Source organism: Sphaerisporangium perillae (assembly GCF_023276435.1).
Taxonomy (GTDB): domain Bacteria; phylum Actinomycetota; class Actinomycetes; order Streptosporangiales; family Streptosporangiaceae; genus Sphaerisporangium; species Sphaerisporangium perillae.
The window spans coordinates 217,408-235,908 of record NZ_JALLPO010000007.1; the positions used below are offsets into that span (position 1 = coordinate 217,408).

Here is an 18,501-nt window from a genome sequence, read left to right on the forward strand (position 1 = left end):
CACCTGAACAGCCAAAACGCCCCGAGCCATCCGGCTACGGGGCGTTTTTGATCTCCAATGACAGCAACGCTGACAGCAACAGGAACTACAACTGGGCGGTGCATGCTGTGAACGTGGACCCCACCCCCTACCTGAACCGGACGAACCTCACGTTCTACATTGACAGTCACATCGTGGACGCCGAAGACGAGGCAGTTGTCTACTTGCGGAGGCTTCGAACCGAGGGGTGGATCAGCCTTCAGCGTACGGACACCATGGATATGGAGTTCGGTAAGGCAACCGGTGAGAAATGGGCCAGCCTGACGAACGCCAGCTCCGGCTATCCGGAAGCGCTCGGACCGATGGTGCTCGATCATTCTCGGCTGGATGCATCCGTACAGGGGGATGCCGAGGATAAGCGTCGTCTGCATGACGTCTTCTCGATCTTGTTCCCCGCGGTTCAGTGGGAACAAGCACGAGACAACCACATCCACGATGCGATGCACGTTGCCACCTCGATCCGGTACTGCGGAGATGGTTTCGTCACCCGAGAGAAGCGCCTGCTTAACAAGCACGATGCGGTCTCGGCGGCGTTCGAGGGCTTCCATGTCTGGTGTCCTGAGCAGGCTATAGAAGAGGCGAACGGCCGCATCGCCAGTATGCGGGAGTTGTATCGACGTGAGCCCGAACGGGGAGAGCTGCCTGCCTGGCCTTGAGCCGAAAGGAAGGGCTTAGCCGGTGGCCAAGCCCTTCCCATGGTTTCTGCGGGTCACGACAAGGCATCGCCCAGCTTGCCGAGAGCACGCCGCTTATCGTCGAGGGAGGCGTGGGCGTAGATGGTCATGGTGACTTCGATGTCGCTGTGGCCGACTATGTCGCGGACGACCTGTGGCGGTACGCCAAGGTTGAGTAGCAGCGTCACGCAGGTGTGCCGGAGGTCGTGAAAGCGCATGTCGCCGAGGCCGGCCGCCGTACGGATTGCTCCCCAGCTTCGTCGAAGGTTGTCCGGTTCCATGGGCGTCCCGCGGCGGGAGGGGAAGACGAGGCCGTGTTCCTCCCACTCTTGCCAGCGGTCGGACCGTTCGGCGAACTGGCGCTTGCGGTGTTCGCGGAGCGCTCCGACGCAGATCGAGGGCAACGGGACGGTCCGCGCTGAGTCCTCCGTCTTGGGCCGGACGAACTGAAGCTTGCCGGCGACCCGCTGGAGAGTTTGAACCACTTCCAGTTTCTCGCCGTCGAGGTCGACGTCTTCCCATCGGAGACCGAGGAGCTCGCCGCGCCGCAGGCCGAGGCAGAGCGCCAGGACGTACAGCGCGAAGAGGCGTTGTTCACGAGCGGCCTTGAGGACTGCGCGGGACTGCGGAGCGGTCAGGCCGCGGTTGACCTTGTACTTGGGAACCGGGACCTTGACGAGCTTGGCCGCGTTGCGCGGAAGGATCTCCTCGCGGACCGCGCACTCCAAGGCGTTCCGGAGTACGGCATGCACCGACTGAACCATCCGGGTCGACAATCGCGAGGCGCAGCACTCGCCGTTCTTAGCCGCACAGCAGACGGGTAGCTCGCGGGAGGCGTCCCATCCGTGCTTGCAGCACTGGCACTCCGTACGAGTGCGGGTGATGAAGAGCCGGACGTCCTGAGCGTTGAGCTTGTTCAGCCGCCGGCTGCCGAGGCCGGGCACCAGGTGGAGCCGGACGACGCCCTCATAGCCCTGGTAGGTCTTCGGCCGCCGCTCCTCTTTGACGATGTGCTTGAGCCAGTAGTTCAGGTAGTCGCTAACCGTCCAGTTCTCCGAGGAGACGGGGATGCCCTCGTCGGCGTTCTTGAGAAGCTCCGTCAGCTTCTTGCGGGCTTCCTCCTGAGACCGGGCGGACCCTTGTACCCGCTTGACGGCGCCGCCGGTCGTGGGGACGAAGGCCGCATAGCCATAGCGGCCATCCTTCCGCGGCCAGATGCTGCCCTCCCCGTTCGACCGCTTCCGCATGCGCCGGTTTGAACGGCGCTTGGGCTCTTCCTCCGGGGTTCCGGGCGTGGTCTTCGTCATCACGCCACCGCCTTGAGAGAGTCGATGCATTCGGCCAGCGAGTCGACGGGGACGAGGCGACGGCGGCCGATCTTGATGGTCTTGAGCTGGTTGGAGTGGATCAGGGTGTAGAGGGTCCACCGGCTGATGCGAAGCCGCTCGGCGGCCTCTTCGACGGTGAGCACGAGGTCATCCATGCGAGGGCTCCAAACGGGATGAGTGATCCGACACCGGCATTTCGGTTAGGGCGGCGGCTAGGACGGCGTCGCCAGCGGATAGGCCCTTTCCGGCGTAGGCCCAGTGGGAGATGACGAGGACGGTGTCTTCCTCGAAGAGGGGCAGCCGTCCGGTTGAGACGGCCTCGTCGCGCCGGTGGTCGACCCGTTCGGCGCGCATCTTGCCGAGGGTGGTGGAGTAGTGGCGGGATTTGGTGGAGAAGTGGCCGCGAAAGCCGAGCATGTGCGCCCACTCGGCGAGCCGCAGGTCGCCCAGGCCGTCGAGGGCACCCAGGCGGAAGCATTCGGCGATCAGCCGCCGGGGGTGCTCGCGGATGGGGAGGGTGGCCAGGTCTTCGGTGGGGTTGATGCGCCGGTCGAGGGTGCCGACGCATTCGGCAGCCTTGGTCGCGTATTTGGCGATGTAGCCGGCCACGGCCTGATCGGTGAGGTCACCGCCGAGGGTGATGGGCCGGACGTCGAGCTGAGCGCCCCAGCGCAGGACAGCGGACGGCTTGCCGTCGACGGCGGGGGCTTTCACGGTGACGGCCTGGTGTGCGTGCTGTACGGCTTGCGCCAGCACATCGGCGGTTGCCCAGGCCGGGGGCGGGGAGTCGGGGCCTTCGGGTCCGTCGAGGCGGATCACGGCGTGGAAGTGGACGGCGCCACGCCGCTGGTATTCGGCGACCTTGGCGAAGGCGATGGTGAGCTCTTCGCGCAGGGCTTTGACGCTGTGTCCGGTGAGCTTGGCGACGTGACGGCGTAGGGCGAGGGTGAAGCGCCGCCACAGTTCCGGGGCCAGGCCGTTGAAGAACACCGCGCCCGTGTAGTCGTAGCAGTCCGGGCACAGTGGTTCGCCAAGGCATTCGTCGTCGGTGCCGTGCCGGGAGGTGCAGGACTCGACCCGTCCGTGCGGGCAGGTCTCGGCGTCCCGCCGGGGGTGGCAGGGCAGCAGCTTGCCGTCTCGTTCTCGCCGGGTGTGGACGGTGCCGAACGAGGGGGCGGTGAGGGTGACGAACAGGCACGGGTGCGCGCTGACCGTCTCGGGGACGCCTTTGCCGCCGGCCAGTCCGGCGCGGATCAGGTGGTAGGTGTCGGCCCGGTAGGTCTCGGCGCAGGAGGGGCAGCGGGAGGCCCGCCGGGTCTTGCACGGCACGCGAAGCACGCCGTCCGGTTCGGTGGCAGTGGAGTACCGGTGCAGTAGCGCGCCGGTGGCCTGGTCGATGTGCAGGACGTGGCCGCGTAGGTGGATCGGCTGGCGGCATCCGCCGGTCGCTTTGATCTGTGCGGCCCACCGGCCGTATTGGGGGTCGTGGAGTCGGGCGATCATCCCGGCTACCGCGTTTGTGTTCGTTGGGTTGGGCATGATGGGGCGTGTCCCTTCCGGGTCTTCGAGGTTCGGTGTGGGGATGGCCCCCGACGTGGCGTGTGACTTGGCGGTTGTGCGGTCACGCCGGGGGCGCCGGGGCTATGCCCCGTGGTTGTCTGCTCCGGTTCCGTCGCAGTCGGCGCAGGTGCCGGCCAGGCTGTCGACGCCGGTCCCGCCGCAGGTGGCGCAGCGGTAGCGGATCACGGTGATGTCCTCGTCCATGCCGGTCACCTGTTCCGGGTGTCGCGCGGGGCGATCTGGGCGTAGAGCCGGAAGTCGGCCCGCCGGCCGCGGTTAGGGTGCGGCGTGGAGACGGAGGTGATCCGGAACTTCCTGCGGAGCTGGTAGAGGATGTGAGCGATCTCGGGACGGGTGCCGTCGAGTCGGATGCGCATGGGGGTTCTCCGTTCAGGTGCCGGGCGCGTCGTTGGTGGGGTCGGTGTCGAGGTTGATGGAGTCCTCGTAGCTGGTTCGGGCGGCCCAGCGGGCGCGGGAGGAGGTGAGAATGCCCACCGCCTTGTACTCGGCGATGCCGAAGGTGATCGCGGTGGAGTAGTGGCCCAGCGCCAGCTCTTCGGCGTCGACGTCGGAGCCGAGCAGCCGGGCGACGTGGTCCACTTGGGCGCGGATCTCCTCGTCGGTGCCGAGCGGGTAGAAGTAGATGCTGATCGGCCCCCAGGGTGCGGGGACGTCGGGGTTGGTGTCGAGGAAATCGGCCAGGTCGCGAAGGCCGTTGATGACGGCCAGGCGGTCAGGGGCGGGAGCCATCGCGAGAGGTCCTTTCTTGGTCAGGCGGGATCGGGGACGTTGCGCAGTTGCCGCAGTAGATCGGTGGCGAGCTGGTTGGAGACGCCGAGCCGGGCGCGCAGCGTGTCGCGGGTGATCGGTTTGCCGTGCCTGGCGTGGTGTTCGGCCGCTACGCGCCGGGCGTAGTCGAGGAGCCCGCCGGAGGCCGGCGACGTTTCGTCCTGGCCGCCGATCGCGTCGTCCCGATCGGGGACGGACGGCACGGCCACGGGGACGAGCGCTGTTGAGGGAACCGGTTCGGGGACGGGGCGCGGGGACGAGCCGGGGACGGGGACGGGCGCCGGTACCGGCGCGGGGACGGCCGCCGGGGACGAGGATCGGCCCAGGACGGCGCGGCGTTCGAGCATGGAGACCGCGACGAGGAACGCCACGGCCGGGGTCGCCGCGGTGACCCAGCCCCACACCGAGGGGTGTGCTTGGGCGAGGTTGGCGGCGAGGGAAAGGACGACGCCGCCGGCCAGGACGAGGGTGGGCCAGGACACCAGGCCGGTCCGGGTACGGCCGGTCTTCTTGTCGCGTTGCCGTTCCCGGGCGGCCATGACGCAGGTCAGGTCGACGCAGACGGCGATGGCCCAGGCCATCCAGCCGGTTTGCCCGTGCTGGGTAGCGGTGTCGCGGATGTGGGTGAAGGAACCCGCGCCAGCGATCAGGGCGACCACGGCCACCGGTCCGGAGTCCAGCAGCCACCCACCCAGACGGGCCAGGCGTCCGCGAGGTGCGCTCATCGTTGGGAACCTCCCTTCAGGCCGCGATCTCGGGCTGAGTGGCGCTGTCCAGTTCGTGGCCCAGGCCGCTTGCCTTGACCTGCTCCCAGGCCGGCGCCCGATCGGCGAAGGCGTGCGCCGCTTCCTCAGCCGCGGAGGTGGAGACGTAGCCGGATCGGGCGCGGCACCAGCGGCCATCAGCGCCGGTCACCACCGCCACACCGGGCATGCCGGGCGGGATCGACCGGGCTGCGACCAGGGCGTCCGGGTCCAGGTCGCCCAGGGTCATCACGGCGGTTTCGGGATCGTTGACCCGGTGGCAGACCCTTCCGCCGATCTGAGCGCGCAGCGCGGTCACGCCGGGGCCGAGGTCGGAGCCGATCCGCTGCCCCGACAGCAGCAGATGGATACCGAAGGCCCGCCCGAGCTGAGCGATCCGCAGCAGCGCGGTAGCGGTCTTGGTGACCTCGTCCTTTTCGGCCTTGTCGGCGGTCAGGAACAACTCGGCCAGCTCATCGACCAGGATCACGACGGGGATCGGCCGCAGCGCGTCGGGAAGCTGCCAGATATCGCGGGTACCGTGCCGGCGACAGGCCAGCATCCGGGCGCCCATCATGCCGATCAGCTCAGCCAGCAGCTTGACCGCATCCGCCCTTGTCGTCACCAGGGCCGACAGCCGCGGAGCGTACGGGGACAGCTCGACCCCGCCCTTGAGGTCAAACCCGATGATCGCGACCGGTTGACGGGCAAGCGCCACGATCAGCGCGTTGATCAGGTTGGACTTGCCCGATTGGGTCGCGCCCACGTTCATCCAGTGCGGGATGAGCCTAAAGTCCAGCATCCACGGGGCGCCGGTCTCCAGGACGCCCACCACCGGCCGCAGCAGGTCGGCAGCCGTCCAGCCGGCTTGCGGCTCATCGGGAGGCATGGCGGGCACGACGTGCGCTAAAGGGTCGCGGGTGGTCGCCTGCAAGGTGACGCGGCCAGGACGGGAGCCGACGACCCGCACCGCTTCCACCCGCCAGGCATGCGCGAGCCGATCGCACACCTTGACGTAGTCATCAGGGATCTGGCCGTCCAGGAGATGGAAGGTGACGCGCCAGCCGTGCCGCACCGGCCGGGGCAGCTTCATCCACGGTTTGGTGTCGACCGCGACCCGCTGGAACCGCCGCTTGACCCGCACGACGCCGGTCGAGGCGACCAGACCGGGAACGGTGGTGAACCACCAACGGTGACGCTTCTTGGTCAGAGCGCAGCCGGAGGCGACGTGCCGCCAGCTCCAGCGCAGCCGCAGCGCCTTGAGGGGGAACCCGATCAGGTACCAGAAGGAGACCGGGGCCAAGCGCCGCCACACACGCAAGGCGACCAGGACGCCGAGCAGGATCAGCAGCGGACGGGGGATGACGTCGAGGACGGCCATCACGCCACCGCCGCCGGCATGTCGAAGTCGGTCCGGACGAACGATGCGGCTTTGTAGGCGATGCCCCAGCGGTTCGCGCCCTGGATGGTCTGCTCCCAGACGTAGCCGATCAGGCCGACCGGGGTGATCTCGTCGCCGGGGGAGATGTCCGGCTCGACCGAGGTGCCGATCTTGAGGAGTTCGAGGCGGCCGAAGTCGTCTTCGACCGTCACCGTGACCTCGTAAACGATGTTGCCGTTCTTGTCGCGCTTGATCTCGCCGGTCTCCTTGTTGACCAGACGGGGCCGCGCGGCCTTGACGCAGGTGAACTGAAGCTTGTTGGTGTCGACGGGGATCGGGATGGTGCGCATGGCGACGTTCCTTCCGAGTCGGGATGCCTAGACCTCATGGAACACTTGGGATTCTAAGTTGTCAAGGACTGCTATGAGCGCTTGGTTGGCGAGAAGGCCGGACCGTGATGAACTTGAGGGGAGCGAAGGAGACAGATGGTCCAGAACACCGGCCGGCCCGGCTACCTGCAGATAGCCGACGAGCTACGCGGGCAGATCAAGTCCGGCGCCCTACCCGCGGGCCAGGCGTTGCCGTCGATCGCCCAGCTCTGCCAGCGCTACGAGGTATCGGCGAGCGTGGTGAAGTCAGCCATCAGCGTGCTGAGGACCGAGGGGTTCGTGATCGGCCAGCAAGGCAAGGGCGTCTTCGTCCGCGAACGGCCTGAGGGCGACCAACAACCGGCGACCGGCAACGGCGAGATCTTGGATCAACTGGCCGAGATCAGGGCGGCCCTCGGCGATCTCGGCAAGCGCCTGACTGATCTTGAGTCGGCTGTCTTCCAAGAGCCGAAGCGATCTGACCGACGCGACACCTGAGCTCCTCCAGCTCCGCGCGGATCGCGGCCAGCTCGTCGGCGACCTTCTGCTCTGCGCTGCTGTTCACGGTGGCCTCCCTGCCCGGGGTTTGCGTCCCTGTGGGATGGCTCAAGTTCACCGTGAACAGCGGCTTTTCTGTATCACGCCGGTATAGCTAAGCTTCTTCACGCCGTCTCATCAGCGGTTTACACGAGCGTTTTCACATGCACCACCCAAACAGCCCGCTACCCCCAAGCGTGAACGTGAAGGAATGCACTTGAAGACGACCCAGCGCCAAGGCTGGACCCCCGCCAAGCTACGGGAACACCGCGAAGCCCACGGCCTCACCCTCGAAGGCGCCGGGGATAAGCTACGCCAGACCGCCCAGCGCCACGGCCTGGCCGTCCCCGCGGCCAACTTCCAGACCATATGGGGACACGAGAACGGGTCGATTTACCCCGGTCCGCACTACCGCCGCGCCTACTGCCTGCTGTACCAGGCCAGCGAGCCCGAGCTTGGATTTCGTCTACCGTTGCCCGGTGAATCACAGAAAGCGGAAATTGTGATTTCCGAATTGCCCGCACCTGCCGACCCCGTCGCCGACAACGCCGCGGCCCTGGTCATCGAGGAAGCATTCACCAAGGTGTCGGTCGACGGCATCCAGGACAACACATCTCCCCAGGCCGCGCTACGCGCCCGGGTGGTCGACGCCTGGCGCCGGCGCCACGCCGGAGGAGACCCCAAGCCGATCCTCGTCCTGGTCGGCGGGTACGCCGGATCGGGCAAGACCGAGTTCTCCCGGTTCCTGTCCGACGTCACCGGCTGGGCGTTCCTGGACAAGGACTCCCTTACCCGCTCGATGGCCGAGCGGCTGCTGGTCTCGCTGGGCAGCGATGCCAACGACCGGCACACCGAGCTGTACCTGGCCGAGGTACGGCCGCTTGAGTACCGGTGCCTGATGGAAGCCGCATGGGACAACCTCAACTGCGGGACCTCGGCGATCCTGTCGGCGCCGTTCATCTCCGAGCTACGCGACGAGGCATGGTTCACCCGGCTGGAGAACCGGTGCGCCGCCAAGGGCATCGACGTCGCCGCGATCTGGGTACGCTGCGATCCCGAGTCCATGCGCGAGTACATCGAGTTCCGCGCCGCCGCGCGGGACGGGTGGAAGCTGGCCAACTGGGACCAGTACGTCGCCGGCCTGGACACCGACAACCCGCCACCCACCGCACACCTGACCGTGGACAATCGGCTAGGGGCGGCGATCAGCCTTGCCGACCAGACCCGCGACGCGCTCAAGCGCATCCTGACGTGAGGCCACCCGCGGGGGTCGTTCTCTACGGGCCGCCCACCAGCGGCAAGAGCACCACCACCGAAGCCCTTCACCGGCTCGACCCCCGGTTTCGGCTGATCGGTTTGTTCACGGGCACTAAGAGGCTACGGTCCTGACATGTCACTCACGTCTCAACTCGATGATCGCCATAGCCCGTTAAGCGAGTTCATGGCCGCGGAGCTACCGGCCCTGCGAGACCTCTCGGCAACTTACCGGGCGGTACGTCCTCCGGACAGCAGCGCTCTGCGCCCCGCTACTGAACCAGGCGTCAGGCCGGCATGGGGAACCTTGGGGGCTGCGATTGATCACCGGATCCGCTATGCGCTTGCCGATCACGTCACCCCATCCGGGGCCGTCATGGAAGGCATGGATCTCGCGGCCTCTCTGACCAATCGGGCTACTCGTGACGCCATGTACGAGACCGGCACGGCGCTGTGCAAGGCGATGGCCGACCTGATCAGCGAGGAACGCCCCTACGATCGCTCGCAGACTGGTTCGCTCACAGAACACGTCGAGGATCAGCTGAACCGTCTCTGCTATGCCATGGCCTGGTTCGAAGAGGTATACCGCACAGGGCGCCTATGGCCAGGTACGCCGTTGGGAGATGCCAGCCCAGACTTAACCATCGGCCGACTGTTGGCAGCAGTACCGACGTACGCCACCGATGACTTAGCCGCGCAATCACGAGCAGCGGCCTCGGCCCTAGCTCACCTCCGCACCGCTTACGCTCCCGAGGATGTGCATCCCGGACCGACATTCGTCGGCTCAGCTGACGTCGGAGGCGCCGACGCAGACATGATCATTGGTGATCTGCTGCTAGACGTAAAGGCCAAAGCCAAAGCGACGCTCAGACGGGAGGAGTTCTACCAGCTGATTGGCTACGCCCTTCTGGACTATGACGACCGCTACCGGATCGAGCGGGTAGGCATCTATCTGTCCCGCTTCGGGCATCTGATCACCTGGACAGTAGCCGACTACCTCGGCTTGCTGGGATGCCAACGGCCAATCGCTGAGCTGCGAGAAAGGTGCGCAGCCGCACTCTCGATCCACTGATCCCGCGTAAGCGTCACTCTCTACGGACCAGCCGGCTGCAACACCTGGATGAGAACTTTCTCTACGTCTTTTAAAGGCGGCCCGCTACGCGGCCCGCCGGGCGCGCCGGTCGGTCTGCGTGCCCGGCTGCGGCTCTTCGGCCGGTCCGGGCACGCACCGCCCGCGCGCCCGAGAGGGCTGGCAGAAGTCGCCACCTAACGCGTGACGATTCGCTCACTTCGGTTTCTCCTCATACGTGGTTGGGGCACAGAGGGATCGGCTGTTGGGTCGGACCGGGGCGCGGTGTCAGCCTTGCGTGAGACATCAGGCTACTTGTGTGGTTTGTGGTGAAAGCTCGACCCATTGGGTCGTGGATGGTTTGTTGATCCAAACTCGTGAGGGCAGCGGCGGCGGACAGGGCCGCCGACCGCGGAACCGCTCGGGGTGGGCCAGGAACGCCGCGTTCAGCGTGGCGGCCCGCCTGGCGTGGATCTCAGCCACAGAGCCGTCATGCACCGATGCCGGGGTGTGCATTCCGATACCGGAAGCCTTTCGGGTACGTGGATGGGCATCCACTTCTCGGACTCGCCGATGTCGCGGATCTGCCGGGCCTGCTCGATCCAGTGCTCCATCTGGTGGCGCACCCCGCGGGCGACGTCCTCGGGGAGCCCGTGCACGAGCCGGGTGATCGAGTAGGTCGGCGATGGTGTTGGCGTCCGAGCCGGCCCGGTCAGCCTCCCCCTTGATGATCCGCCGCACCTGCTTGCCGTTGCGGCGCCCCACCGTTTCGTAGTGAACCCGGAGAGGGCTGTGCCCAGTCACCTGGTACCGCAGATCGGCCTCGAGGTCGCGCACGTGGACGTGGATCGTTATGAACATGGGGCTGGCCTCGGCGTGTCAGGGCGCTGGCGACCCGGTCACCTTGTGGTGCTGCAGGGGGGCTCCTGGTGGCGTCGGCCACAGGCTCGGCCAGCAGGGCAGCGCAATGCGAAGCACCCCGTAGGAGCCGCGTAGCGGTTGGGCCAGCAGGGGCGGCCGGGTGGTGCGGCGGGGTCCGGCCAGGCGCGGTAGGCGGGCACGGAACGGGACCGGCCTCCAGGCCGCATGCCCCCGGTCCCGATGTCCGTCCGGCGCGGGCGGCCGCGCCGTGCGACGGCGGCGGCCGAGCCGCCGCTGTTTCTGCCGGTGTTCTGCCGGTGTTCTGCCGGTCCCTGCGAGCGACCACGAAGTCGAGTGTCGCCTCGCGGCATCGGTCCAGGTCACAGCGGTAGTGACCAGGCAGTCATTGTTGCCGGTATGAGCCGCGTGGATTCGTTGCCGCCACCACGGCGCCTCCGACGTGACCCTCTCTTATTGTTTCCTCAGTACGCGGCCCAACCACGCTCATCGTCGTCTCCAACAGTTTGTTCGGGGCCGGTGCAACATCCTTACGAAAGGGTCGCCTCCCGCCGACGATGAGGACGATTGCAATACGCCCGTACTGGACCAAGCGAGGGGCCGGGCTTCACCTTGCCACCCCAACTCATGAAAGGCACTTTGGATGCGCATCTCGAAAATCCTCGCCATCTCCGCCGCAGTCATGGCGATAGCAGCTTCTCCGACCGCCGCTACTGCGGCAACTGGGCAGAGCGGCGATATCAGCGTCCTGTGCAATAATGCTGTCGACATCGGCTATACCATTTGGAATCCTCCTGGTGACACGACCGTCAGGGGATCCGGCAGTTGGACGCGATGCGACGGCACCTTCAGCAAAATCGAAATCGTCCTTTGGAAGCAGATTGTTGGGTCGTGGTACACGAGCGCGCAAATCCTCACCTTCGATCCGGCCGACTTCGGTGCCCACAAGGCGGACGTGGGGAAGCCATGCGACGGCAACCGCCGCTGGTACACCACGATCAAGGCGTACAACACAGCAGGTGACGTTATAATATCCAAGCAGTCCAACCAAATTCTGGCGAACTGCGCTTGATCAGGCGCTCGGCTGGATTACTTCCGCTGCGCGCGTAGGAGGCGATCCAGCCGAGTCCGGTCATCGAGACCCGGCGATGGTCGGCATGCCGAGACTGACCTGACGAGTGACGCGGGTGAGGCGCCGTGCGTCGGCACGTTTATCGTGCAGGCATTGCAGAGTCCGGTCGATCACCTTTCGAGATTATGAAGCAACTTGATCACTGGCCGCTTCCGCCGTACCTCGGCACGGCGGAAGCGGATCCGCTGCCACCAAGAGGCGGGCCGCCAGGCGTGACCGACGGCATGCCCACCGAGGTGGGGGCGGATGTCGCTGTGCCGGTCGCAGATGCTACAGGCGTCGCCGATGCGCCACAGCGCATGACACTCGTCGCACCGCCACAGGTCGCCGTACTCGCCGGCGGGTCTGTTGAAGGAGCCGCTGCGGGGCGCTGGACAGCGGTGCGTGGATCGCGGGTCGGTGTGCTGTACCTAGGTCACAAATCGAAGGTTACGGCCGGGCCCGTAACCCCAACCACTCCTCCACCGACATCTTCATCACGTGCGCGGGGACGTGCACGGGCAGCTTCGAAGGCACCGACAGCACGCCGCCGTCCGGGTGCGGGAACACGGCGGGCGCGTCAAGGAGGTCGGGGGTCGTCATGGTGTGCCCATTGTTTCAGCCTGACCGGCCGAGTGGTGTTCCAATGACTGTCTGCGTCCAGTCGGTATGCCCGGCGTGTCGAGAAATGGGACGCTTGTACACGGCTAGTCCTCCGCCACGGCCTCGGCCGCCCCGCCGGTCCCCGAGCACGGCGTCCTAGCTGATGAAATTCATAAGGATCCCGATCGGGATGGATGCAGCGAGGCCCATGAGGAGAAAGCTCAAGTCACGGCGACGTTCGGTGCGGATGGTGCTCGTGGTCTCGCTCACGAGAATCTGCCGGATCTTCTCCGCCTGATCCTGGTTCAGCTTTAGAAGCTGCTGCTGTTCGCCGGCCTGGGCAACTAACACCATCGGCGATAACCCTCGCCGCCCATCAGCGGGAAACCAGCCGTCCAAATTCTCCTCGCCGAACACCCCCGCGAACCGGTCCCGGATCCACATCGCCTGAGTTCCAGAAGGATTGGCCGCCCAGGTGGCGCGGACGGTCTCCGCCGGTATTACCCGGCCGATATCCCCGCCCATCGACACCTGTCCACCTCCACAGAAGCAGCAGCAGAGTGCGGCGCGGTGAAATCTCCCTCAGACAACCACGGACTCAACAAGAACGCCAGACACAACAAAGATCACCAACAGCATCCTTTCCGGAAAGTGGGCCAGACCCAGTTTCTCGTGGCCGCTCACAGCCCTCAAGGGAAGCAATCAGTTAAGCTCTCCAGCCGAACCCATACTCTTGATCCGTCGACCCCATCTCGCGCTGCGAGAGAACTGCACGGCTATGGCCTTGCCCGAAGGAAGCACACCATCCGGACGGCGGTTGGCCTGAGCCCATTGCCAAGCCATCCGATGGAGGTTCTCCGCATGATTGCCTATCGTCCCGTCTTCATCCGGCATGTTCTGCGTTTCATGAACCGCCGAGATGCCGGGAAGTGACGCTTCCCTGATCTTCTGCGTGGTCTCCACCAGGGCGCAGGTGTGCCTGATCTGGCCCATGAGCATCTCGTAGGCGCCGATCAAGGCGAAGGACGGCCAGGCCGCGACGATGCGAGCGATCAACGTGGGATCGGCGACGGCGACGTTGGCGCCAAGGCTTGCCAGGCTGCTGATGATCAACAGGGTCCAGGGCAGGATGCCTCCACGCCGACCGTATCGGCTGGCAAGGAGAATCGACATGGACGACGCGACGATCATGCCGTCCACCGCGAGCGGGACAAGCGTCGCCCCCGGCTCGCTCCGGTACCTGTCAATTTGATCAAGGCAGCTGAACTGGGTTAATTCTGTGTCGTCTTGTCTGCGTCGGCTTTCTCCTGGAGTGGCTTGTTGATCCAGGCAGGTCCGGGCAGGCTCGGTGGCGTGGGGATGCCGCGGACGAACCGGTCGGGGTTGGCGGCGTGGGCGGCGGCCAGGACCTGGGCGCGGCGGTCACGGACGGTGGCGGCGCGGCCGTGGTGCACGTCGGCGGGATGCTGGAAGTTGATCCCGGAGTGGTAGTGCTCGTCGTTGTACCAGCGGTAGAAACTTCGGCAGAACAGGCGGGCGTCCTCGATTGAGCCGAACCGCTCGGGAAAGGCCGGGCAGTACTTCAGGGTTTTGAAGCTCGCCTCGATGTGCGGATTGTCGTTGCTCACACGCGGGCGGCTGTGGGACTTGACCACCCCGAGTTCGACCAGGAGCTGCGCGACGGTCTTGGAGATCATCGGTGAGCCGCGGTCGGAGTGGATGGTCAGCTGGTCGGCCTGTACGGCCTGCTTGGCGACTGTCGCCGAGATGAGCGTGCGGGCCAGCTCGGCCGACTCGCGGGCGGCGATCATCCAGCCGACCACATACCTGCTGTACAGGTCGATGATCGTGTAGAGGTAGAAGTAGCGGCCCTTGGTCGGGCCCTTCAGCCGGGTGATATCCCAGGCCCACACGATGTTCGGCGCGTCGGCGCAGGCCTCGGGGACAGCCCGCGGCGGGTGGGTCGCCTGACGGCGCCGGTCACCTCCGGCCTCGCTGTGGCGGCGCAGGATCCGGTACATCGTGGACTCGCTGGCAAGGTAGATGCCTTCGTCCAGCAGCGTGTAGTAGACCGACGTCGGCGAGGAGTCCCAGAACCGCTCGCTGTTGAGCGTGGCCCGAACGCGTTCGCACTCCTGGTCAGACAGGGCCCGTGGGTGCGGCTTGCGCGGCGTGCTGGGACGCTCGGGCTGGGGCGAGATGCGGTTCTTGCGGTACCAGTTGGCCTGTGGAACCCCGGCCGCCTCGCACGCCCGGCGCCTGCCGATCAGCGGGGTGAGCTGGGCGATCGCGTGTTCTTGTGCGTGTTCGATCACACGGGTCACTTCTCGCCCCGAGGCGTCTCGCTGCTGGTGGCGAGCTGATCCAGCAACGCGAAGAGCTTTCCCTGCACCTCGATCACCTGGCGGGTCTTGTCCAGCTCCGCCGCCAGCCGCTGGTTCTCCGCCGCCAGCCTGGCGAGCTCCTTGTCACGCGGATCGGCTTTCGGCCGGCCGACCGGACGGGCCAGCGCCTGCTCCGCCCCGAAGTCCCGTTGGGTCCGCCAACTGGAGATCAGCGAGGAGTACAGGCCCTCGCGTCGCATCAGCGCACCCTTACCGGCCTTGTCCAGCCGGTCGTACTCCTCCAAGATCCGCGCCTTGTAGGCCGCCGTGTACCGGCGGGTCCTCGGCCTGTCCGCAACCTCCGGATCAAGGATCTCCCGATCCTGTCTTCCTGCTCCCACGAAGGGATGTCTCCTTCCCCGCCCTCAGTACAGAGATTCATGCCTGTTTGCTACCTCTGTCTAGTTTGGCAGGGAGGGTCTCGACCAGGCCCGCGATGACATCCTCGCCTTCACCGCCTTTCCCAAGGCGATCTGGCGCCAGGTGTGGTCCAACAATCCTCAGGAGCGCCTGAACAAGGAGATCAGGAGGCGAACCGACGTGGTCGGAATCTTCCCCAGCCGGGAAGCGATCATCCGGCTGGTCGGCGCGGTACTGGCCGAGCAAAACGACGAGTGGACCGAACAGCGCCGCTACATGGGACGAGAGATCCTCGCCGAGTGCCGCAAGAAGCCAGACTCAGCGAATGAGACAAACGATGCTAAGTGAACATTGAGGCTATTGCCTCCTAATAGCCCACCGGATTACGAGTGGCCTTCTCAAACACCATCTCCCCGGACGCGGCCCGTTGCTTCTGGCCAGCAGGGACGGCCAGCCGACCACCCTGCAGAAGATCAGATAGACAAGACGGACACCACAGGCGAGAATGCCCGACGCCAGTCACTGCATCAGCCCAGGTGACGAAGCGGAGCCGAGTAATGACGCCCTTCAGGCTCTTTGGCCGGTCGCGACCCGGGCCGCCCGCGCGCTCAGACACGCAGGTGAGCGATCCGCAGAACACAGCACCAAGAACAGCGCAACCCGCGTGGGGTACGTCACGGGATTTTCAGTGATTGGTTAGGTGTGCTCTGCACACACTGGTCTGAAGGCTTCATCAATCCCGATATACCTAGTCCATTCCTCTGAGGTGAGAGCGCGAGAAGTCTGAGCACACACATTGCCGAGGAGATCAGCAGGCAATGATGTGTCCCAGACCTCCACCTTGCCGCCGACGTTGTTGCTGCTGCCGGAGATGATCGCGGGCTTGCCGTTGAACTGCCCCATCGCCAGCGCGGACACCGGGCCAGCGGTATCCATCGCTTGCAGACGTCTACCCCCGGCAGGATCCCAGACCTCCACCTTGCCGCTGCCGCCGTTGCCGGCGTCGTTGCTGCTGCCGGAGATGATCGCGGGCTTGCCGTTGAACTGCCCCATCACCAGCGCGGACACCGCGCCAGCGGCATCCATCACGTGCAGACGTCTGCCCCCGGCAAGGTCCCAGACCTCCACCTTGCCGCTGCCGCCGTTGCCGGCGTCGTTGCTGCTGCCGGAGATGATCGCGGGCTTGCCGTTGAACTGCCCCATCACCAGCGCGGACACCGCGCCAGCGGCATCCATCACGTGCAGACGTCTGCCCCCGGCAAGGTCCCAGACCTCCACCTTGCCGCTGCCGCCGTTGCCGGCGTCGTTGCTGCTGCCGGAGATGATCGCGGGCTTGCCGTTGAACTGCCCCATCACCAGCGCGGACACCGCGCCAGCGGCATCCATCACGTGCAGACGTCTGCCCCCGGCAAGGTCCCAGACCTCCACCTTGCCGCTGTAGTTGTCGGCGTCGTTGCTGCTGCCGGAGATGATCGCGGGCTTGCCGTTGAACTGCCCCATCGCCAGCGCGGACACCGCGCCAGCGGCATCCATCACGTGCAGACGTCTACCCCCGGCAGGATCCCAGACCTCCACATTGCCGCTGCTGCTGCTTCTGCTGCCGGAGATGATCGCGGGCTTGCCGTTGAACTGCCCCATCGCCAGCGCGGACACCTCGCCAGCGGCATCCATCACATGCAGGCGTCCACCCCCGGCAGGGTCCCAGACCTCCACCTTGCCGCTGCTGCCGGAGATGATCGCGGGCTTGCCGTTGAACTGCCCCATCGCCAGCGCGGACACCGGGCCAGCGGTATCCATCACGTGCAGACGTCTACCCCCGGCAGGGTCCCAGACCTCCACCTTGCCGCTGTAGTTGCCGTCGTCGTTGCTGCTGCTGCTGCCGGAGATGATCGCGGGCTTGCCGTTGAACTGCCCCATCGCCAGCGCGGACACCCAGCCAGCGGCATCCATCACATGCAGGCGTCCACCCCCGGCAGGATCCCAGACCTCCACCTTGCCGCCGACGTTGTTGCTGCTGCTGCCGGAGATGATCGCGGGCTTGCCGTTGAACTGCCCCATCGCCAGCGCGGACACCGCGCCAGCGGTATCCATCACGCGCAGGCGTCTACCCCCGGCAGGATCCCAGACCTCCACATTGCCGCTGCTGCTGCTTCTGCTGCCGGAGATGATCGCGGGCTTGCCGTTGAACTGCCCCATCACCAGCGCGGACACCGCGCCAGCGGCATCCATCACGTGCAGACGTCTACCCCCGGCAGGATCCCAGACCTCCACCTTGCCGCTGCCGCCACTGCCGCCACTGCCGCCACTGCCGCCGCTGCCGCCGTTGCCGGCGTTGCTGCTGCTGCCGGAGATGATCGCGGGCTTGCCGTTGAACTGCCCCATCGCCAGCGCGGACACCTCGCCAGCGGTATCCATCACGTGCAGGCGTCTACCCCCGGCAGGGTCCCAGACCTCCACCTTGCCGCTGCCGCCGCTGCCGCCGCTGCCGCCGCTGCCGCCGCTGCCGCCGTTGCCGGCGTTGCTGCTGCTGCCGGAGATGATCGCGGGCTTGCCGTTGAACTGCCCCATCGCCAGCGCGGACACCGGGCCAGCGGCATCCATCACATGCAGGCGTCCACCCCCGGCAGGGTCCCAGACCTCCACCTTGCCGCTGCTGCCGGAGATGATCGCGGGCTTGCCGTTGAACTGCCCCATCACCAGCTCGGACACCGCGCCAGCGGCATCCATCACATGCAGACGTCTACCCCCGGCAGGATCCCAGACCTCCACCTTGCCGCCGACGTTGTCGGCGTCGTTGCTGCTGCCGGAGATGATCGCGGGCTTGCCGTTGAACTGCCCCATCACCAGCGCGGACACCTCTCTGGCGGTAGGCAGAATGTTTCGGCGAGGATCGGCCCATGCTCTGGCCAAACTATATTTAGCCTCAGAGGTCTCGCTCATGGTGAATGCTGTTGCCGCGAGCAGCCTAGATAACTCAGGATCGGTATCGGCTACTTCCAGGCTTTGCGTCGCGACTGTCTGCGAAAGAGCGGCCAGTCGCTGACGTTCGGCATCGCTAGCAGCACGAAACGCGGTCACGGCAACACCGATAGAGATCAATAACACCAAGGCCAAGGACGCGGCCACGACACTGATCCCCTGGCGCCTGTGAGCCGCCCCGAGCCTTCCGGACAGTGCCCCCACTAAGATTGGGGTCGTCTGGAAAGGAAGATGGTTGTCGCGGAATCGTAGGAACTTCTCGCCTGAGTTCAAGGAAGAGGCCGTGAAACTGGTGATCGAGACATCTCGTCCGGTTGCTCAGGTCGCGAAGGAACTCGGGGTACACGAGGCGACCCTTGGCAATTGGGTCAATGCTTATCGGCGCGAGCACGCGACCGACGAGCCGCCGTTGAGCGTCAGCGAGCGCGCCCGGCTCCGCGAGC

Annotated in this window: 20 protein-coding genes and 1 pseudogene; 7 read left to right on the forward strand and 14 right to left on the reverse strand. The window is 66.1% G+C overall.

Annotated features, from left to right (window positions below):
• Positions 1-47 precede the first annotated feature (47 nt).
• Complete coding sequence (locus MYF83_RS09335) at positions 48-695, forward strand: hypothetical protein (RefSeq protein ID WP_248959824.1); 648 nt, start codon at positions 48-50, stop codon at positions 693-695.
• Between the two features lie 53 nt (positions 696-748).
• Here MYF83_RS09335 and MYF83_RS09340 read toward each other — a convergent pair whose 3' ends face one another.
• The 9 genes from MYF83_RS09340 to MYF83_RS09375 all read right to left on the reverse strand — a co-directional run bounded on the left by MYF83_RS09340 (position 749) and on the right by MYF83_RS09375 (position 6,864).
• Positions 749-2,020: a tyrosine-type recombinase/integrase gene (locus MYF83_RS09340; RefSeq protein ID WP_248959825.1), complete on the reverse strand. Its 1,272-nt coding sequence runs from the start codon at positions 2,018-2,020 to the stop codon at positions 749-751.
• A complete protein-coding gene (locus tag MYF83_RS09345; protein ID WP_248959826.1) occupies positions 2,020-2,196 on the reverse strand; it encodes a helix-turn-helix domain-containing protein in 177 nt (58 codons plus the stop codon). Before MYF83_RS09345 ends, MYF83_RS09340 begins: the two co-directional genes overlap by 1 nt.
• Positions 2,189-3,544 carry a replication initiator gene (locus tag MYF83_RS09350; protein WP_248959827.1) on the reverse strand — a complete coding sequence of 452 codons (1,356 nt, stop codon included), beginning with the start codon at positions 3,542-3,544 and terminating at the stop codon, positions 2,189-2,191. The genes MYF83_RS09345 and MYF83_RS09350 overlap by 8 nt, the downstream gene beginning before the upstream one ends.
• 138 nt (positions 3,545-3,682) lie before the next feature.
• Positions 3,683-3,805 carry a hypothetical protein gene (locus MYF83_RS42505; protein ID WP_279339299.1) on the reverse strand — a complete coding sequence of 41 codons (123 nt, stop codon included), beginning with the start codon at positions 3,803-3,805 and terminating at the stop codon, positions 3,683-3,685.
• A 5-nt stretch (positions 3,806-3,810) separates the two neighbouring features.
• Positions 3,811-3,978 carry a DUF3970 family protein gene (locus MYF83_RS09355; RefSeq protein ID WP_248959828.1) on the reverse strand — a complete coding sequence of 56 codons (168 nt, stop codon included), beginning with the start codon at positions 3,976-3,978 and terminating at the stop codon, positions 3,811-3,813.
• Positions 3,979-3,991: 13 nt separating this feature from the next.
• Positions 3,992-4,351: a hypothetical protein gene (locus tag MYF83_RS09360; protein ID WP_248959829.1), complete on the reverse strand. Its 360-nt coding sequence runs from the start codon at positions 4,349-4,351 to the stop codon at positions 3,992-3,994.
• Positions 4,352-4,371: 20 nt separating this feature from the next.
• Positions 4,372-5,115, reverse strand: coding sequence for a DUF2637 domain-containing protein (locus tag MYF83_RS09365; protein ID WP_248959830.1), 744 nt, complete (start codon positions 5,113-5,115; stop codon positions 4,372-4,374).
• Between the two features lie 16 nt (positions 5,116-5,131).
• The gene (locus tag MYF83_RS09370; RefSeq protein WP_248959831.1) at positions 5,132-6,514 is read right to left on the reverse strand and encodes an FtsK/SpoIIIE domain-containing protein; all 1,383 of its coding nucleotides are present in this window, start codon (positions 6,512-6,514) and stop codon (positions 5,132-5,134) included.
• The gene (locus MYF83_RS09375; RefSeq protein ID WP_248959832.1) at positions 6,514-6,864 is read right to left on the reverse strand and encodes an SCO3933 family regulatory protein; all 351 of its coding nucleotides are present in this window, start codon (positions 6,862-6,864) and stop codon (positions 6,514-6,516) included. The genes MYF83_RS09370 and MYF83_RS09375 overlap by 1 nt, the downstream gene beginning before the upstream one ends.
• A 135-nt stretch (positions 6,865-6,999) precedes the next feature.
• Here MYF83_RS09375 and MYF83_RS09380 point away from each other — a divergent pair, with 135 nt between their 5' ends.
• The 4 genes from MYF83_RS09380 (at position 7,000) to MYF83_RS09395 (ending at position 11,693) form a co-directional block, all read left to right on the forward strand.
• Positions 7,000-7,380: a GntR family transcriptional regulator gene (locus tag MYF83_RS09380; RefSeq protein ID WP_248959833.1), complete on the forward strand. Its 381-nt coding sequence runs from the start codon at positions 7,000-7,002 to the stop codon at positions 7,378-7,380.
• Between the two features lie 250 nt (positions 7,381-7,630).
• Complete coding sequence (locus tag MYF83_RS09385; protein ID WP_248959834.1) at positions 7,631-8,674, forward strand: AAA family ATPase; 1,044 nt, start codon at positions 7,631-7,633, stop codon at positions 8,672-8,674.
• A 306-nt stretch (positions 8,675-8,980) separates the two neighbouring features.
• Positions 8,981-9,745 carry a hypothetical protein gene (locus tag MYF83_RS09390; protein WP_248959835.1) on the forward strand — a complete coding sequence of 255 codons (765 nt, stop codon included), beginning with the start codon at positions 8,981-8,983 and terminating at the stop codon, positions 9,743-9,745.
• Between the two features lie 1,519 nt (positions 9,746-11,264).
• A complete protein-coding gene (locus MYF83_RS09395; RefSeq protein WP_248959836.1) occupies positions 11,265-11,693 on the forward strand; it encodes a hypothetical protein in 429 nt (142 codons plus the stop codon).
• Between the two features lie 489 nt (positions 11,694-12,182).
• Here the strand turns inward: MYF83_RS09395 and MYF83_RS09400 are convergent, their stop codons facing one another.
• The 4 genes from MYF83_RS09400 to MYF83_RS09415 form a co-directional block, all read right to left on the reverse strand.
• Complete coding sequence (locus MYF83_RS09400; RefSeq protein WP_248959837.1) at positions 12,183-12,335, reverse strand: hypothetical protein; 153 nt, start codon at positions 12,333-12,335, stop codon at positions 12,183-12,185.
• 156 nt (positions 12,336-12,491) lie between these two features.
• Positions 12,492-12,866 (reverse strand): hypothetical protein, encoded by a 375-nt coding sequence (locus tag MYF83_RS09405; RefSeq protein WP_248959838.1) that lies wholly within the window; start codon positions 12,864-12,866, stop codon positions 12,492-12,494.
• 171 nt (positions 12,867-13,037) lie between these two features.
• A complete protein-coding gene (locus MYF83_RS09410) occupies positions 13,038-13,526 on the reverse strand; it encodes a hypothetical protein (protein ID WP_248959839.1) in 489 nt (162 codons plus the stop codon).
• 80 nt (positions 13,527-13,606) lie between these two features.
• A protein-coding gene (locus MYF83_RS09415) for an IS3 family transposase (protein WP_372500115.1) occupies positions 13,607-15,060 on the reverse strand; the annotation gives its coding sequence in 2 pieces (ribosomal slippage) (positions 13,607-14,721 and positions 14,721-15,060; 1,455 coding nt in all).
• Between the two features lie 73 nt (positions 15,061-15,133).
• Between MYF83_RS09415 and MYF83_RS09420 the strand changes: the two are divergent.
• Positions 15,134-15,450, forward strand: a pseudogene (locus tag MYF83_RS09420) (transposase); the annotation flags it as partial.
• Positions 15,451-15,775: 325 nt separating this feature from the next.
• Here MYF83_RS09420 and MYF83_RS09425 read toward each other — a convergent pair.
• Positions 15,776-18,205, reverse strand: a complete 2,430-nt coding sequence (locus tag MYF83_RS09425) for a WD40 repeat domain-containing protein (protein WP_248959840.1) — start codon at positions 18,203-18,205, stop codon at positions 15,776-15,778.
• An 88-nt stretch (positions 18,206-18,293) separates the two neighbouring features.
• On the opposite strand from MYF83_RS09425, the gene MYF83_RS09430 reads away from it, so the two are divergent.
• The coding region (locus tag MYF83_RS09430; protein ID WP_248959841.1) for a transposase at positions 18,294-18,501 on the forward strand (208 nt) is incomplete at its 3' end.